Origin of the sequence: Exiguobacterium sp. s28 (assembly GCF_018618135.1) — a bacterium.
Lineage (GTDB): Bacteria > Bacillota > Bacilli > Exiguobacteriales > Exiguobacteriaceae > Exiguobacterium > Exiguobacterium mexicanum_A.
The window spans coordinates 152,943-168,319 of the sequence record NZ_JACSLL010000004.1; the positions used below are offsets into that span (position 1 = coordinate 152,943).

14 protein-coding genes and 1 riboswitch are annotated in these 15,377 nt (G+C 51.9%); of the genes, 6 read left to right on the top strand and 8 right to left on the bottom strand.

The features are described 5' to 3' along the window. Window positions 1–262 precede the first annotated feature (262 nt). Complete coding sequence (locus KNP78_RS06695) at window positions 263–1,642, top strand: TrkH family potassium uptake protein (RefSeq protein ID WP_214797436.1); 1,380 nt, start codon at window positions 263–265, stop codon at window positions 1,640–1,642. 17 nt (window positions 1,643–1,659) lie between these two features. Here the strand turns inward: KNP78_RS06695 and KNP78_RS06700 are convergent, their stop codons facing one another. Next, window positions 1,660–2,730, bottom strand: a complete 1,071-nt coding sequence (locus KNP78_RS06700; RefSeq protein WP_138860057.1) for an SDR family oxidoreductase — start codon at window positions 2,728–2,730, stop codon at window positions 1,660–1,662. After that, window positions 2,727–4,901: a PAS domain-containing sensor histidine kinase gene (locus KNP78_RS06705; RefSeq protein ID WP_034780811.1), complete on the bottom strand. Its 2,175-nt coding sequence runs from the start codon at window positions 4,899–4,901 to the stop codon at window positions 2,727–2,729. The genes KNP78_RS06700 and KNP78_RS06705 overlap by 4 nt, the downstream gene beginning before the upstream one ends. 134 nt (window positions 4,902–5,035) lie before the next feature. Here KNP78_RS06705 and KNP78_RS06710 point away from each other — a divergent pair, with 134 nt between their 5' ends. Together KNP78_RS06710 and KNP78_RS06715 are read left to right on the top strand one after the other, a co-directional pair. Next, on the top strand, window positions 5,036–5,521 hold the full coding sequence (locus KNP78_RS06710; protein ID WP_235420246.1) for a restriction endonuclease: 486 nt from the start codon (window positions 5,036–5,038) through the stop codon (window positions 5,519–5,521). Between the two features lie 217 nt (window positions 5,522–5,738). Next, window positions 5,739–6,218, top strand: coding sequence for an LURP-one-related family protein (locus KNP78_RS06715; protein ID WP_034780813.1), 480 nt, complete (start codon window positions 5,739–5,741; stop codon window positions 6,216–6,218). A gap of 68 nt (window positions 6,219–6,286) precedes the next feature. Here the strand turns inward: KNP78_RS06715 and KNP78_RS06720 are convergent, their stop codons facing one another. After that, a complete protein-coding gene (locus KNP78_RS06720; RefSeq protein ID WP_214823484.1) occupies window positions 6,287–6,910 on the bottom strand; it encodes a DUF1836 domain-containing protein in 624 nt (207 codons plus the stop codon). A 149-nt stretch (window positions 6,911–7,059) separates the two neighbouring features. Here KNP78_RS06720 and KNP78_RS06725 point away from each other — a divergent pair, with 149 nt between their 5' ends. Both KNP78_RS06725 and murB read left to right on the top strand, forming a co-directional pair. Then, window positions 7,060–7,710 carry a diacylglycerol/polyprenol kinase family protein gene (locus tag KNP78_RS06725; RefSeq protein WP_034780817.1) on the top strand — a complete coding sequence of 217 codons (651 nt, stop codon included), beginning with the start codon at window positions 7,060–7,062 and terminating at the stop codon, window positions 7,708–7,710. Window positions 7,711–7,864: 154 nt separating this feature from the next. Continuing rightward, window positions 7,865–8,785, top strand: a complete 921-nt coding sequence (gene murB, locus KNP78_RS06730; protein WP_034780819.1) for a UDP-N-acetylmuramate dehydrogenase — start codon at window positions 7,865–7,867, stop codon at window positions 8,783–8,785. Between the two features lie 89 nt (window positions 8,786–8,874). Here the strand turns inward: murB and ald are convergent, their stop codons facing one another. From ald to trhO, 4 genes are all read right to left on the bottom strand, one after another. Further along, window positions 8,875–10,005: an alanine dehydrogenase gene (gene ald / locus KNP78_RS06735; protein WP_034780820.1), complete on the bottom strand. Its 1,131-nt coding sequence runs from the start codon at window positions 10,003–10,005 to the stop codon at window positions 8,875–8,877. Window positions 10,006–10,136: 131 nt separating this feature from the next. Continuing rightward, complete coding sequence (locus KNP78_RS06740) at window positions 10,137–11,360, bottom strand: PucR family transcriptional regulator (protein ID WP_214823485.1); 1,224 nt, start codon at window positions 11,358–11,360, stop codon at window positions 10,137–10,139. A gap of 101 nt (window positions 11,361–11,461) precedes the next feature. Continuing rightward, window positions 11,462–11,887 (bottom strand): divergent PAP2 family protein, encoded by a 426-nt coding sequence (locus tag KNP78_RS06745; RefSeq protein WP_138860348.1) that lies wholly within the window; start codon window positions 11,885–11,887, stop codon window positions 11,462–11,464. Between the two features lie 116 nt (window positions 11,888–12,003). Further along, entirely contained in the window at window positions 12,004–12,945 is a 942-nt protein-coding gene (trhO, locus tag KNP78_RS06750; protein ID WP_034804313.1) for an oxygen-dependent tRNA uridine(34) hydroxylase TrhO, read from the bottom strand. Window positions 12,946–13,169: 224 nt separating this feature from the next. On the opposite strand from trhO, the gene KNP78_RS06755 reads away from it, so the two are divergent. Next, window positions 13,170–13,814: a TVP38/TMEM64 family protein gene (locus tag KNP78_RS06755; RefSeq protein WP_214718447.1), complete on the top strand. Its 645-nt coding sequence runs from the start codon at window positions 13,170–13,172 to the stop codon at window positions 13,812–13,814. Between the two features lie 27 nt (window positions 13,815–13,841). Here the strand turns inward: KNP78_RS06755 and KNP78_RS06760 are convergent, their stop codons facing one another. Then, the gene (locus tag KNP78_RS06760) at window positions 13,842–15,143 is read right to left on the bottom strand and encodes a Na+/H+ antiporter NhaC family protein (protein ID WP_214823486.1); all 1,302 of its coding nucleotides are present in this window, start codon (window positions 15,141–15,143) and stop codon (window positions 13,842–13,844) included. Window positions 15,144–15,195: 52 nt separating this feature from the next. Next, window positions 15,196–15,291: riboswitch (SAM riboswitch) on the bottom strand. Window positions 15,292–15,377: the final 86 nt, after the last annotated feature.

The window sequence follows — 15,377 nt, forward strand, 5'->3', positions numbered from 1 at the left end:
GTAGCAGTTCTTCAAGTTGGAAATAAAGATGGGCGGGCATACATTGTGACTGACGCTCCAACCTTCGCGAGACATCCGTTAGCGAATGATCTACCGTACTAGGGTCCACGGTTTCATTCAACCTCCTCAACATTCTTAAAGTCTATCTCTCATATTACCAAAAAAATCGACAAACAGTTAGCGATACATTTTTCTAGTTGGCAATTTTAAAAGTGAGGAGTAATATGAGCCTTAGAAAACTAGATATGAAGGAGATAGCGAGATGCGACATCGATTGACCGTGCGGGAAATGCGCATAAAACGAATTGAAGCGCTCTACCGGCTCGTGTTTGAAAAGCCGGCCCGTTTTATCGCGACTGGATTTTTACTCGCCATCTTGACTGGTGCGACCCTGCTCTACATGCCGTTTGCACAGACGCAACCCGTGTCGTGGATTGACTGTCTCTTTATCGCCACGTCGGCCGGTACGGTGACCGGGTTGTCGACGATTGATATCGGCTCTTCCTTCAACACGTTCGGCGAGCTCGTCATCGTCGCCTTGATTCAAATCGGAGGTCTCGGCTTCATGACGGTCGCTCTCATGTTACTCAGCGTGCTCGGGAAGAAAATCGGCTTGAAACAGCGGATTCTCCTTCAAGAATCGCTCAACTTGTCGGGGCCTGGCGGCACGGTCCGGCTCGTCCGCAACATCGTCTTCACGACACTGATCGTTCAGTTTCTAGGCATGCTGTTTTTAACGTTCGAACTGTACAGCACCGGTGATTATCGCTTCGGCGAGGCATTGTATTATGGCTTCTTCCATGCGGTATCAGCGTTCAATAACGCGGGGTTTGCCCTTTGGCCAGACAGTTTGATGCAATTTGAACAGAATACGGCCATCGTCATCACGATTGCCGTCCTCTTGATGATTGGAGGGCTCGGCTTCACGACGATTGCGGACGCGACCGAGGTGAAGCGCTGGAAACGGCTCGCGCTGCATTCGAAAATCATGATTGCGTCACTCGCCATCGTCAACGGCATTGCCTGGTTCGCGCTCATGCTGTTTGAATGGGTGTCGACGGAAGGGAGTTTATATGGACGCCCGTTCGGTGAAGCGTTGCACGTTACTTTCTTCCAGGCGGTGACGACACGGACGGCCGGTTTCAACACGGTCGACATCTCGACGATGGCGCCTGTGTCGATCGGTGTCGTCTTGATTCTCATGTACGTCGGTGCAGGGGCCGCTTCCACCGGGTCCGGGATTAAAGTGACGACCGTGGCTGTCATTTTGGCGGATATGTGGGCGTTCATCGTTGGTAAAAAGGAGACGGTCATCTTGGAGCGGACGATTGACGCGTTCCAAATCAAAAAAGCGTATATGGTGGCCATCACCAGTTTCATCTTTATTTTATTGATTACCGCACTGACCATCTTGACGAACGGCCACATTTCGGCGACCGCGCTCCTATTCGAGACGGTCTCGGCGTTCGGCACGGTCGGGTTATCGCTTGGAATCACGGCAGAACTGAACGATGCCGGAAAAAGCTTTATCATGTTCATGATGTTGCTCGGCCGCGTCGGCTCGTTGACGATTCTATTCACGGTCGCGAGACAAATGGACCGGAAGATTCGCTATCCAAAAGAGAAGTTGTTAATCGGATGACACACAAAAAGCCCTGTTCAGGGCTTTTTGTGTGTCTCGTAATAGGCGACGACTTTCGGCAAGTAGTCTTTCAAGTCAGGACAGACGATGTCCGTCCCGCTCAGTGCCCGCAACGTCTGGGTCGTATCGAAATGGACTTGATGTTTGAAATAGGCGAGTAGTTCGCGCGGAACGCCGTAACGTTCCGACAGATGCAGCGCCGAGAATCCGGTCTCCGCGACTGCGTGTGGAATCGTCCCGCGTGGAGGACGACCGAACATCTCTTCATGAATCATCCGGTACACTTCGCGTGCGCCGTGCGGGAACGGGTCCGTCAAATGGAACGTCCGTTTTAAACCGACCGGGGCGTGGGCGAGATAAGCGGTCGCCTCGACGACATAATCATACGGGACGAGGTTCACTTCGATATTCTGTCGTCCAATGTAAGGCAGCGGGGCGGCTTGGCGGAGTTGGTCCATCAGCTTCAAGACGAAGTAGACCCCGTCAAACTTTTTCGTCTCGCCGGTCTCGCTATGGCCGATGACGATGCCGGGACGGATGATGGTCACCGGCATCGAACCGAGCTCCCGCGAGACGATGGCCTCGGCTTCATACTTCGTCGCCTCGTAATGATTTTTAAAGCGGACACGGTGCCATAACTCGTTCTCATAAACGGTTCCTTGACGGCGTCCGGACACATAGGCGGTGCTGAAGTAGACGTATCGTTTCAAGTGCGGGGCCCGTTTCGCGAGCGAGGTGATGTGTTTCGTCCCAAGCAGATTGATGCGATACCCGACATCATAAGGGATGCTCAAGTCGTACGCAGCGGCCAAGTGAAACACGTAATTCACTTCACGTTCGATGACCGAGCGCATGATCGGGTCGAGCACGACTTCAGGCAGCGTGATATCGGCCTCGACGAGCACGAGTTGGTCATCTCGTAACGATGTCGCTTCCAACAGCTCCTGTTTTAAAGCGAGTGCCCCGGAACGTTCGGTCGGGAGGTGGAGCGCGTAAATCGTTCCGATTTGATTCGGCAAGGTTGCGAGGTGCGTGATCATCTTTCCGGCTAAAAAGCCGGGGAAACCGGTGAAAGCGTAATGGTTCATAGTGTCTCCTCCGCTAAGTCCAACGTGAACGTGAATGTCGAGCCGACGCCGACGCTCGACTCGACCTCGATACTACCGCCGTGTGATTCGATGATTTCCTTACAAATTGACAGCCCAAGACCCGTCCCGCCAATTTGACGTGTGTCCGAGTTGTCGACGCGATAAAACTTTTTGAATAACTCTTCGAACGCATGCTCGGGAATCCCGATGCCGAAGTCTTGAATGGAGACGTGGGCTTGGTTACGTTCATGGCGGACCCGTACCTCGACTTCGTGGTGATGAGGCGAGTACTTGATTGCGTTCGAGAGCAGGTTGATGATGACTTGCTCGATGCGGTCTTTGTCGGCGATGAGGTGAAGCGATTCATCGGCGTCATCGAAATGAATCGAGTGATTGCTCGTCTCGCGGAAGCGTTCGACAACATCGCGGACGAGTTCGTTCAAGATAAAGTGGTCTTTTTTATACTCTTGATTGCCGTCTTCCATTCGTTGAATATCGAGAAAATCGTTCAACAGGTCGGTCAGTCGCTTCGCTTCCTTCGCCATCGTCTTTAAGTAGCGCTCACGCTTCTCCGGGTTCAAGTCGCGAGTGAGCATCAATTCGATATATCCCGACAGTGACGAGAGCGGGGTTCTCAGTTCGTGGGACACGGTGCTGACCAATTCGTTCTTGATTTGGTCCATCCGTTCTTCTTCGGTCCGGTTGCGAAACACAAACAAGAACCCACTGTCCATTCCGATTTGGCGTTTCGTATCCATACCAGTCCCATACATCTCGTAATATTGCTCGTCCCGATCATTCGGTTGCGGAATCGAGAAGCGCATTGACACTTCTCGCGCCGATCCGTCGAGCAACAAATCGATTTTTTTCAACATCTCGGTGCGGTCACGCGCGCGGAACGTCGTCAGGAGCGGAATTCGCTCTTGCATCTTGTTCGGGGCGATACCCGGCAAATCGAGCAGACGACGGGCGTGCACGTTCATGAAGAGGACGCTGCCGTTCGATTCGGTCAAGACGAACGCTTCATTGGACGCCTGTAAAATCGATTGGATGATATCCCGTTGCCGGGCGATGGCGTTCTTCTCCCGCTCGAGCATGCGCTCGACTTTCTTTCGGTCGCTGATGTCGCGCATGACGGCGACACGAAGCGTCTGGCCTTGGAACGTCACTTCTTTCGGGTACACTTCCATCTCGAGGAACGTCCCGTCCTCACGACGGCCGATGACCTCATACGGTGTCTGGATATGATTGCGAATGCGGCGCAACACATCGGCCCGGTAGCCTTCGGCGATGAACTCAATCGTTTGACGGCCGACCATCTGTTCGGCCGGGATGCGAAAAATCGTTTCGGCCGCCTTGTTCGCGTCTAAGATCGTCCCGCCTTCATGGAATAGCACGGCTTCGATGACTGATTCGGCAAACATGCGATAGCGTTGTTCTTTATGAAGCAATTCGCCTTTCAAGGCGATCTCAGGACTGACATCGAACACGAAAAAGAAAAATCCGATGACGCGTGCCTGCTCATAGACAGGGTGCATGAACAGTTTTCCGACGAAATGGGTCCGGTCTTTTCGTTGGAACTTCCATTCACGGTCGCCTCGGTCTAACGCCACACGCAGCATCTGTTCGAATGACAAGAGCCGCTCCGTCTCGTCTTGATAGTGGGTCCGCTTCTCGCTCAGTTCTCTTGACTCGAACAGACCGAACGGGGTCATTTCATAGAGTACTTCGTGCGGCGCATATCCGAACAGTTCGGTCGCCCCTTTATTGAAGCGATTGATCAACAGATTGGCATCGGTCATGATCATCGCCATATCAAGCTCAGTGTGCATCATGGCTTCGAACGCGTTATGTTGTACCGTCACCCGTGTATCGAGCGGAAGCGGCTCGATTGAGAGGATGTAGACGTCACCATTGGGGATGGCGTGAATCCGGATCGTCGGCATCTCATACGTCCAAGATAGTCCTTGCTCCATCCGTCGTGACAGCTCCATCGTGATCGGTGACTGGTTGACCATATGAAAGATGTTTGATCGCGTTTGTAAGTCTTCAGGGAATTGCTCTAAAAACGGACGGTTTGCTTGGACGATTGTCCCATCCGTCGTGATTAACGCTACACCGTAAGGTAAGGCGTGTAGCAGTTCGCTTTGGAGATGTCCTCGGTTCTCCATTAACGATGATCCCTCCTTCTCTATATCAAACGGGTACATCTTCAATACATTCGACAGCTCCCCCTTTGTTTTCCTGCCTTCAAACGGTAAAGTGAAGATAAGAACACATAGAGAGGGCGATGGACGTGAAAGGAATGGGGCTCAGCTTAATGATTGCCCTCGGGTTATGGTGGTGGGATGCACCGATTTGGAGCATCATCGCTTGCGTGGCAGTCGGCCTGCTTTGGCTCATTTGGCGGATGCGTCTCTCGACGATCCACCGCATCGACCGGATGGACGGCCGAGAATTTGAACTATTCTTAGAGGAAGTGTTCACCGCGCTCGGGTATACCGTGACGGTGACCCCGGCGTCACGTGATTTCGGGGCGGATTTGCTCCTTGAAGCAGAAGATGGATGGTCGATCGCGGTCCAAGCGAAACGCTATGAAAAGGCGGTCGGACTCGAAGCCGTCCAGCAAGTCGCGGCGTCTGTTCCATACTATGGCGTGAACGAGGGCTGGGTCGTGACGAACTCATCGTATACCGATAGTGCGTACGAATTGGCGGAACCGAATCAAGTTCGTCTGATTGCAAGAATGGAGCTCGAACAGTTGCTAAAAGAGGCCGGTTTTAAGCGATAAAATCAGGCGTGTTCACAACTTTGACAGAATGGCGGATTGTGTCGAAGAAAAAGGGGTTGTCTTTTTCATGAATCGATGCAATAATCATCTTCGTCATATGAAATATGTAGTCGCTGAAACGAGAAAAGGCGGCTAGCAGTACCAATTTGGGGGTTTCATAGAAAGACCAACCAAACACACACAAATCCAAGGTTGGAACGTATTAGGAGGAAAAGCGGTGCGCAAATTAATTTATGTAAAAGGTTGCGTCTTTACGCAAGGCGAAGCAACCATTTATGACGAGACAAATGATGCGATCGGATCTGTTCACCGCGACGCGGAGGGCAGTGTTCAAGTGCACAACTTGTCAGGCCGTCAAATCGCTCACGGGAAGTACATCCCGAACTGTCAAAAGTGGGTCGTCATGAACCACGACGGGCAGGCGATTGGTCAGTTGAAGGACAAATTCTCGTTATTCGGGAAAAAGTGTGAGTACAACGTCTATGAACGCGGTCTCTATACGATTCAATACGATGTCGAGCGCTATAAGTTCAGCGTTCGAGACAAAGCAGGCAAGCTTGTGGCGGAACTCCGCAAACAAGAGGATGACTGCTTCTGTTTGACGAAAGAGGCCGACCAACTCTCGATGTTCGAGTTGTTGTCTGTCCTTAAAACGTTGACAGTAAAATCACGGATGCCCATCGCGGTATCGGTGTGACCAATATGACGAACACCAGTCACGGCGACTGGTGTTTTTTTTATGAAAAAAAGCTCCATTCGACGTGGTCAAATGAAGCGCTTCAAATAATGTTTGGCCTCGATCTCGAGGGTCGTCACGCGGTGCGCGTATAAACAGAGTTTAAGGACGTGCAAGATGTTCGGATGGGTATAGCCCATCTTCTCGATTGAACGCTTCGCACGGGTGTCGAGGAGCTCGATCGGGCTCGTCGATTTGGCGTACTCGGCGTAGAGACGATAAAAGTCGATCGGTGAGATGAGGTCGTCTTCATCACGGTCAGGGTTGTTGAAGATGAGCGCCAGGAGCGAACTCGTCTCTTCTAGCGAGAACAAGTGCTTCAAATCATCGAGTAAATAAATGATGGCCGCTTGTTGGAGCGAGTACTTTTTACCGACCCGGGGCACTCCGATGATTTTCCGGACCTCTCGTTTCGTCCAGTTTTGGATCGTGGTGGCGGATAAGTGTTCCCCCGTCAACGTGTTCGCCAAAGAAACGATTTGATTGATCGACAATCCGTTCTTTTCAATATGAAACAAATGAATTTTACGAAGTTCTTTCGGGAAATGCTCACGCACGTCCTCTGGGAAGAGAGAGATGGCCCGGTCTACGTCGCCAACCCGCATATAATGAAGGCAATCAGCCAAAGTTTGAATCGAAATTGCGTCGCGCATACAGGCATCCTTTCTATAGCCACCTACGTCCGTTGGCTATACAGTCATTTGACCTCATTCTACCAAATGTTTGAAAAGGAAGCTAGGCTATCGCCTGATTAAGGTATAATGGAAACGTATAAAAAAATGTAGATAAAGGTGGTCCAACGATGAATGAATGGGTCAGTTCCATCCTGTCCATCGTCATTGTCCTGGTGTTTCTCGTCGGTCTTGAACAGATTGGCAAACGCCTCGGCTGGACGGATGAGACAATTCGAAAGAGTGTACATATCGCGGTCGGCCATTGGTCGCTGCTTGCAGTCTGGTTAATGGAGACTTGGTACGTCGCAGCCGTCCCGCTCGTCTTCTTCACGTTTGCGAACGCGTTGCTTCTTTATAAGAGTCCGTCACCGGTCCACCAGACGGAGCGCAAATCACTCGGTACCGTCTATTATCCGATCGCCTTGCTCGTCATCCTGTACTTTTTCTTCGAATCGGAGCCGCTCGCTTTTTTGGCCGGATCACTCGTTTTGGCGTGGGGAGATGGGTTGGCCGCTCTGATTGGACGTAAATACGGTACAGTGACGTACGACTTATACGGACAGAAGCGCTCGTTTCAAGGGAGCATGGCCATGTTTCTCAGTTCGTACGCTGTCCTCTTTTTATTGTTTTTGTGGGATGATGTTCCACTTTGGCAAGTGGTAACATATGGATTCATCATTTCTATTATCGCTACGTTGACAGAAGCGATTTCGTATCGGGATTGGGATAATTTCACAATTCCTATCGTAGTGGCAGTGGCTACATCATTATTGCTATAAACTAATTGCTTCGTTGTAAAGAAAACGTTGCTTGTCACCTCTGTCAAAGATTTGTATACTGTGTTTCGTACTGAAATCATTCAGTGACGTGTTTGCCTCTCTCTTGACGAACCGAGGCATGCTTAAAATAGAACGTAAAGGATTGAGGCAACGCATGAGCTTTTTAGACCAACTACTTACTATCATTCCGGCCGATCGCGTCAACCAAGACGAACCACTGTCGGCACACACGTATACAAAATTAGGCGGGAAGGCCGATTATTTCGTGGCCCCGCACACGTACGAGGAAGTACAAGCCGTGCTTGAACTTGCTCATCGCGAGAGCGTCCCGTTCATGATTCTCGGGTTTGGATCAAACTTAATTGTCCGTGACGGCGGCCTTCGCGGAATCGTCTTGAACTTGAACGAGTTGAAAACGATTCGTCGCGATGGGAATCAATTGATCGCTCAAGCCGGCGCGGCCATCATCGATGTGTCACGCCAAGCGCTCACCGAGGAACTATCAGGCTTAGAATTCGCCTGTGGCATCCCGGGGACGGTCGGTGGTGCGGTCTACATGAACGCAGGCGCCTACGGTGGAGAGACGAAAGACGTCATCGCGAGCGCGGTCGTCTTGTCACCAGAAGGCGAACTCATGACGCTCACGAAAGAAGAGCTCGACCTCGATTATCGGACGAGCCGAGTTTCTAAAGACGGGCTGATTGTCCTCGAAGCGACGTTCGAACTCGAGCCGCTCGGCTATGAGGCAATCAAAGAAGTGATGGATGACTTGACGCACAAGCGCGAGTCGAAACAACCGCTTGAATACCCATCGTGTGGTAGCGTCTTTAAACGACCGCCTGGTTACTTTGCCGGTAAATTGATTCAAGACTGCGGCCTGCAAGGGAAGCGGATTGGCGGGGCGGAGGTCTCGCTCAAGCACGCCGGATTCATCGTCAATATCGATGAAGCGACGGCGACTGAATATATCTCGCTCATCCGTCACGTCCAAGCGACGGTGAAGGCGAAGTTCGAGATTGAGCTTGAACCAGAAGTCAAAATCATTGGTGAGGATATCGCCGTCGAAAACGCATAAGCACGAAAACGCTCGAACCAACCGGTTCGAGCGTTTTTTGATGATGTGACGACATAAAAACCGACAGAACTATTCTGTCGGTTTGGTCCTTACGCTTGTAATTGTTTTGTGACCGCTTCAGCAGGCGCCACGAACGTGTAGCCGAGGTCACGCGCGACAGCCTCATACGTGACTGTCCCGTCGATGACATTCAAGCCTTTGAGTAACGCCGCGTTTTCACGAAGCGCCGGGAAAATCCCTTTTTGAGCGCACTCGACGATATACGGCATCGTCGCGTTCGTCAAACCGAGCGTCGACGTCCGTGGGACAGCACCTGGCATGTTGGCGACGGCATAGTGTTGGACGCCGTAGCGCTCATACGTCGGTGCGTCATGCGTCGTAATATGGTCGATCGTCTCGCAAATCCCGCCTTGGTCGATGGCGACGTCGACGATGACCGACCCAGGTGACATCTGTTGCACCATTTCTTTTGTGACGAGTTTCGGTGCTTTCGCGCCTGGGATGAGGACGGCACCGATGACGAGGTCACTGTCCGCCACTTGTTTGGCGATATTGTAGCTGTTTGAGATGAGCGTATTGATCGTGTTGCCGAATTGGTCGTCGATTTGGCGAAGACGGGCTGGGCTGATGTCCATGATTGTGACATTGGCACCGAGGCCGATGGCGATGCGGGCTGCGTTCATCCCGACGACACCGCCCCCGATGACGGTGACGTTCGCACGTGGTACGCCAGGCAAGCCTGACAAGAGAATCCCTTTTCCACCGTGCGGTTTTTCAAGGATTTGGGCCCCGATTTGAGCGGCCATCCGTCCAGCCACTTCGCTCATCGGCGTGAGGAGCGGCAACGTGCGGTCGATCTCAACCGTCTCGTAAGCGATCGCCGTCACGCCTGAATCGACGAGTGCTTTCGTGAGTTCTGGTTCGGCTGCCAAGTGCAAGTAGGTGAAGAGCGTCAAGTCCGGACGGAAATAACGATATTCAGACGGTTGCGGTTCTTTTACTTTCAACGCTAATTCGACGTTTCCCCAAACGTCTGCGGCTGTGTCGACGATTGTCGCCCCTGCATCGACATACTCCATGTTCGTGAAGCCGCTCCCGACACCGGCTTCCGTCTCGACGAGAACCTCGTGTCCAAGCTCAGTTAATACGGCTGCACCCATCGGCGTCAAGGCGACGCGGTTTTCATTGTTTTTGATTTCTTTCAATACCCCGATTTTCATGTAAAGTTCCCCTTTCTCTCTACTGACACAATTTGTTCACACCTCTAGTATAGACCCATCCGAAAACGCTGTCTTTAGCATGGATTCTAAAAATGACAATGCCCACTTTGTGAAAAATCACAAAGCGGGCATCAATCATCTTGTCGGTATTGGCCTGCCTTGATGGCGAGGTAAACAGCGGCTCGTTCGGGCAGTGAGACTTGCGTAATATTCGTCAGTTCCTCGATGCGGCGAATCCGATAGAGCACGGTGTTCGGGTGGATGTGAAGATGGGCGGCGACGCGTTTGACGTTCCCATCAAAATAGAAATACCACTCGAGCGTCGTGACGAGCTCGGTATGATGGGCGACATCATATGCCTGCAAACGCTCGATGGTCGGATGCGTTTCGAGCCGAAGCCCGATTCGGCGAGCGAGATCTGGGACGAGCTGATAAATCCCGATTTGTTCGAACGTGTGCGTCGCGGCAAGCTCATAGGGGAACTTCCGACGAAGCGACGTGACCTGTCGTGCTTCTTCCATCGCGGCATACAGCATGTCGCTCTCAAAGAAACGACGGCTGACGCCTAAACGTGGATCGACTTCCGTGAATTTCTCTCGGAGCTGTGTCTCGAAGCGATTGGCCCACTGCAAAAGTGCCGTCTCTTCCTCGGCCAACTCCGATTTCATATAATGCCAGACGAGGAGCTGTTGACCATCGATGGCGTGCAACACGACCTCGATCGCTTGTTGGGTCGCGAGAACATAAAACAATCGCTCCGCCAGCTGTGGGGTGATCGGTTGGCTGCACTCGATGATGGTGAGTCGGCTGGCGACAGCGATCGGGGCGAGTTCGTTCAAACGATCACGATGAGCGGACGACAAATTGGGGCTGGCCAACACTTCTAAAAAGAAACGCTCGAGCTCGGCATCGATGCGCCGCTCATGCATGGCGATGGTCATGAGCAATTTTTTAGCGATGCTCGCACCTTCTTTTAACACAGTGAGCTCTTGTTCCGAGAACGGGGTCGTTCGGGCGAGGCTCCAAATATAACCGAGCACATCGTCCTGTTGTTTGATAACGACAGCGGCACGTTCGCCTAAACCGACAGCCATCCGGGCTGGGATGACGACCGGTTCGTCTCGGTCGATCACTTCTTGCAGGATTCCACTTTCCCATAAGTCCTCGATGACCGCTTCCGGCACACGACGGCCGATGATGGTCGCGATGCGGGCCGGGTCGGTCGAGTCGGGGTGGGTGCTGTAGGCGAGCAACTGATGGTGGCGATTTTCAATCGTGATTGGGGCCCGAATCGCTTGTCCGATTGCTTCGGCGAGCGTATCGAGCGATTCATAAGATTTCTGCAAAAAAGGCATGTCGATTCCTCCTCTCTCTCACTATACCGTCTCTGTTGTGAAAGTTCACAAAAAGATGGAGTGTTTTGAGAAGAAGGGGCGACATGCCTCTAAAATTCAGCTTAAATCGGGAAAAATAATCCGATGACGAGACCGAGCAGGGCACCGACGATGACTTGGAACGGGGTGTGACCGACCAACTCATTTAAAATCGGTGTTTCATGTTTGATGCCTTTGAAATAGTCGTTCAACAAACGGGCTTGGAACCCGACCGCCTGACGCACACCGGTCGCATCGTACATGACGATTGTCGCAAAAATCAAGGCGAGCGCGAACATGCTGGAATCGAGCCCTTCGATTCGACCGATGACGGTCGCTAAGGCGACGACGGTCGAAGAGTGGGAACTTGGCATCCCACCCGAGGCAAACATGATTTCTAATTCAAAGTCTCGTGTTTTAATGAGTTCGGTTACGAGCTTAGCTGCTTGTGCGATGAACCAAGCGAGCAAGGCGGCGAGTAAAGGTTCGTTAAAGAGCAATCGATTCACTTCCTGTCTGACAATGGTATCTACACTATACCCGATTCTGTCATCGGCTAGACGTAAAGTTTCTGTCAAAAAAGCACCTCGAGCGTAGGCTCGAAGTGCTTCTCGGTCGATTTTTGTTACCCGACGACGCCTTCAGTCTCCTGAAGTTTGTCCGCGATATTCTCGATGATATAGCGGTTGCGTGGATGCTCCTGGCACTCTTTCGAGCATGAACGCATTTGTTTTGGTTCACACTCTTCACAACAGAAGTGTTGGGCATTACACACCGGGTTGGCACAATTAACGTAGCGGACCGTCTTCGTTCCGCAGTGCATGCACTCCGAAACAACGGACGGGTTGACCGTGTTGACCGGGACGTTGATGCGCTCGTCAAAGACGTAAAGCTCACCTTCCCAGTCCTCGCCTTTCGTGGCTTCGTCTTTGCCGTACATGGCGACGCCGCCTTTAAGGTGGAAAATGTTGTCGTGACCTTGGTCACGCATATATGCGGTAAATTTCTCGCAACGGACGCCTCCGGTACAGTACGTGAGTAACGTTTTCCCTTCGTAGAGGTCCTTGTTCTCTTCGAGCCAATCTGGCATGTAACGAGAAGCCTCTACATCGATTTTGATCGCGTTTTTAAAGTGACCAAGATCGTACTCGTAGTTGTTACGAACGTCGAGGATGACGACATCGTCGCGATTCATCATCTCTTTCCATTCTGCCGGTTCGAGGTATGCACCGTGCTGTTTAGGCACGTCGAACTCACCATCAAAGCGCCACGTCACAAGCTCTTTCTTATGACGGACAAAAATTTTCGAGAACGCATGCTCTTCGACTTCATCGATTTTGAACTCGATGTCGCTGAATAGCGGGTTCGCTTTCAAGTCGTTCATGTATTGCTCGGTCTGTTCCCAAGTCCCAGAGCACGTCCCGTTGATTCCTTCGGAAGAAATCAAGATGCGTCCTTTGATGCCGAGATCCTTGCAATACTTGAGGTGCTCTTGTGTGAGCGTTTCTGGGTCTTCGATATTGACGTACTTATAGTACAGCAAGACCCGCATTGGTTTTGTTTCCATGTGTGTTACTCCCCTGTGTTCAGTTTTTTGCAGGAAAACGAACGTTGGGTTGTGTCGTTCGACGAACGGACTTGCCTGCAACCACAAGTCCATATTATATGATAGATATCACAGCTGAATTTCGCAAATACTTTTTATTTTTTTACGGCGGTGGGCAGGGGGATGCGTCTTCCTGAGCGAAATCGGGTAAAAAGGAATAACGAAAGTTGAAGGTGGAAACTGATATGCTGACATCACTCCAACAATATATTTTAAACTTGATTGAATGGCTACAAGGACTTCCGGGCGGACCTTGGGCAGGACTCGGGGCACCGTTCCTGGAGGCGATCTTTCCATTTCTCCCACTCGTCCTCATCATCTCGGCGAACGCAGCGACATATGGATTTTTGCTTGGGACGTTACTGTCTTGGATCGGGAGTTTGCTCGGAACAATTCTTGTGTTTGTAGCTGTTCGCTACGTGTTCCGAAAGCCGATGACGCGGTGGCTCGAGAGACATAAGCAAGGCGTCTATTGGCTCGAACGCATCAAGCACATGAGTCCGGTCTCACTCGGGTTTCTGTACTCGCTCCCGTTTATTCCGGTCAGCTTGATCACATACTTACTCGCGCTCATTCAAATGCCGCTCCGTACGTTCATCATGGCGGCCGGGTTCGGCAAGTTGCTCGTCGTCTTGATTTTCTCTGTCATTGGCGACCAGTGGGAAGAGTTTATCCAAAGCCCGTTCCGATTATCGATGCTCGTCTTATTACTGATTGTCCTATGGGCCATCAGCCGTGGACTTGAAGAACTGCTTAAACGGCGTGCCTTCAGAAAACGGAACGAGCAGCTGAAGCGTGAACTTGAAGCGAAACGACAAACGACCTTGTGAAGCGACTGCTTCACAAGGTCGTTTTCGTTAAGCGCGTTTTTTGAAACGCGGGAAGTTGAAGGCGATGGCCAATCCTCCGCAAATGAACAACAAGAACGGATAGAACATATACGGAACGAGCGCCGGTGACGCTGTGTTCGTCAGTTCGGCCGCAATGAGAAGCTGTGCCCCATAAGGCAACAGGCCTTGGACGCCACACGAGAAGATGTCGAGTACACTCGCTGACTTTTTACGTTCGATGTCATAATCGTCGGCGATGTTCGCGGCGAGCGGACCAGCCACGAGAATCGAAATCGTGTTGTTCGCCGTCGCGACGTTTGTCGCACTGACGAGCCCGGCGATGCTCCACTCCGCGCCGGCCCGTCTTTTAATTCGGGACGTGAGCGCGTCACGCAAGTACGTGAGTCCGCCGTTATGCGAGATGAGTCCGACGAGCCCACCCATGAGCAATGTCAGGAGTGAAATCTCGGCCATGCCCATCATGCCGTCCGCCATGGCGGTGACGTACGTGGTGACGGCTAGACTGCCGTCCAACAGACCGATGATGCCGGTCAGGGCGATGCCGCCGAGCAAGACGAGGATGACGTTCATTCCCGTCAAGGCGAGCACGATGACCGCAAGGTACGGAATCAGCTTATACCATTCAAACGCTGCCGGCTCGATGGTCGATTCACCGCTCGATAACACCGATAAGAGGACGATTGTGATAAGGGCGGCCGGGAGAACAATCCAAAAGTTGGTTCGGAATTTGTCACGCATATTGGTACGCTGGGTCCGGACGGCAGCTATTGTCGTGTCCGAGATGAACGACAAGTTGTCCCCGAACATGGCACCACCGACGACGGCAGCCGCCGCGATGGCGATATTGACGCCACTTTCTTCGTGGATACCGAGCGCGATCGGGGCGAGGGCGGCAATCGTGCCCGTCGACGTTCCCATCGCCATCGAGATGAATGCCGCGATGACGAATAAACCGCTCAGTAGAAGCGAGGACGGTAAAAATGTCAGCGCCGCATTGACGGTCGCGTCGATTGCGCCGATTGCTTCGGCGACACTCGAGAACGCTCCGGCGAGCAAGAAGATGAAGACCATGATTAAAATGCCGGGGTTCCCCGCACCTTGGGCGACACGCTCGACCGTCTGAGTGACGCTGCCTTTCGTCATCAACGCCGCGACGATGACCGCGATCAACGCCGCGATCAGGACCGGGAATTTATAAAAGTCGTTATAGTAGATGCCTGCCCCGATAAAGAAGACGAGGAAGACGAGCAAAGGCAATAGTGCCCATTTGTTAGCTGTCGGTTGTTCCAATCGATTCACCTCATTCATAAAATAAAAAGAGAGCCTTCTGAAAAAAGGCTCTCTCTACAAGAAAACACTTTTTTCATCTTTCGAGCAGACTGCTCGCTGGATTTGGCACAGGTTACCCGCTGCCGAGACGTCACTGGGCCAGTCCCTCAGTCTCTCTTGATAAAAAAGTTGTGATATTTAATTATAAGACACGTTCCCTAACGTACTTGTTTCAAATCCGCTTGTCAATAGCAAACCCCCACGCGGTGAACG

What these genes read in the sequence shown, in the direction of transcription:
- KNP78_RS06700 (WP_138860057.1), bottom strand. Translation starts at nt 2,730, where the DNA reads ATGAACCATTACGCTTTCACCGGTTTCCCCGGCTTTTTAGCCGGAAAG.
- KNP78_RS06720 (WP_214823484.1), bottom strand. Translation starts at nt 6,910, where the DNA reads ATGCGCGACGCAATTTCGATTCAAACTTTGGCTGATTGCCTTCATTAT.
- KNP78_RS06705 (WP_034780811.1), bottom strand. Translation starts at nt 4,901, where the DNA reads ATGGAGAACCGAGGACATCTCCAAAGCGAACTGCTACACGCCTTACCT.
- ald (WP_034780820.1), bottom strand. Translation starts at nt 10,005, where the DNA reads ATGAAAATCGGGGTATTGAAAGAAATCAAAAACAATGAAAACCGCGTC.
- KNP78_RS06725 (WP_034780817.1), top strand. Translation starts at nt 7,060, where the DNA reads ATGAATGAATGGGTCAGTTCCATCCTGTCCATCGTCATTGTCCTGGTG.
- KNP78_RS06755 (WP_214718447.1), top strand. Translation starts at nt 13,170, where the DNA reads ATGCTGACATCACTCCAACAATATATTTTAAACTTGATTGAATGGCTA.
- KNP78_RS06760 (WP_214823486.1), bottom strand. Translation starts at nt 15,143, where the DNA reads ATGAATGAGGTGAATCGATTGGAACAACCGACAGCTAACAAATGGGCA.
- trhO (WP_034804313.1), bottom strand. Translation starts at nt 12,945, where the DNA reads ATGGAAACAAAACCAATGCGGGTCTTGCTGTACTATAAGTACGTCAAT.
- KNP78_RS06740 (WP_214823485.1), bottom strand. Translation starts at nt 11,360, where the DNA reads ATGCCTTTTTTGCAGAAATCTTATGAATCGCTCGATACGCTCGCCGAA.
- murB (WP_034780819.1), top strand. Translation starts at nt 7,865, where the DNA reads ATGAGCTTTTTAGACCAACTACTTACTATCATTCCGGCCGATCGCGTC.
- KNP78_RS06710 (WP_235420246.1), top strand. Translation starts at nt 5,036, where the DNA reads ATGGGGCTCAGCTTAATGATTGCCCTCGGGTTATGGTGGTGGGATGCA.
- KNP78_RS06695 (WP_214797436.1), top strand. Translation starts at nt 263, where the DNA reads ATGCGACATCGATTGACCGTGCGGGAAATGCGCATAAAACGAATTGAA.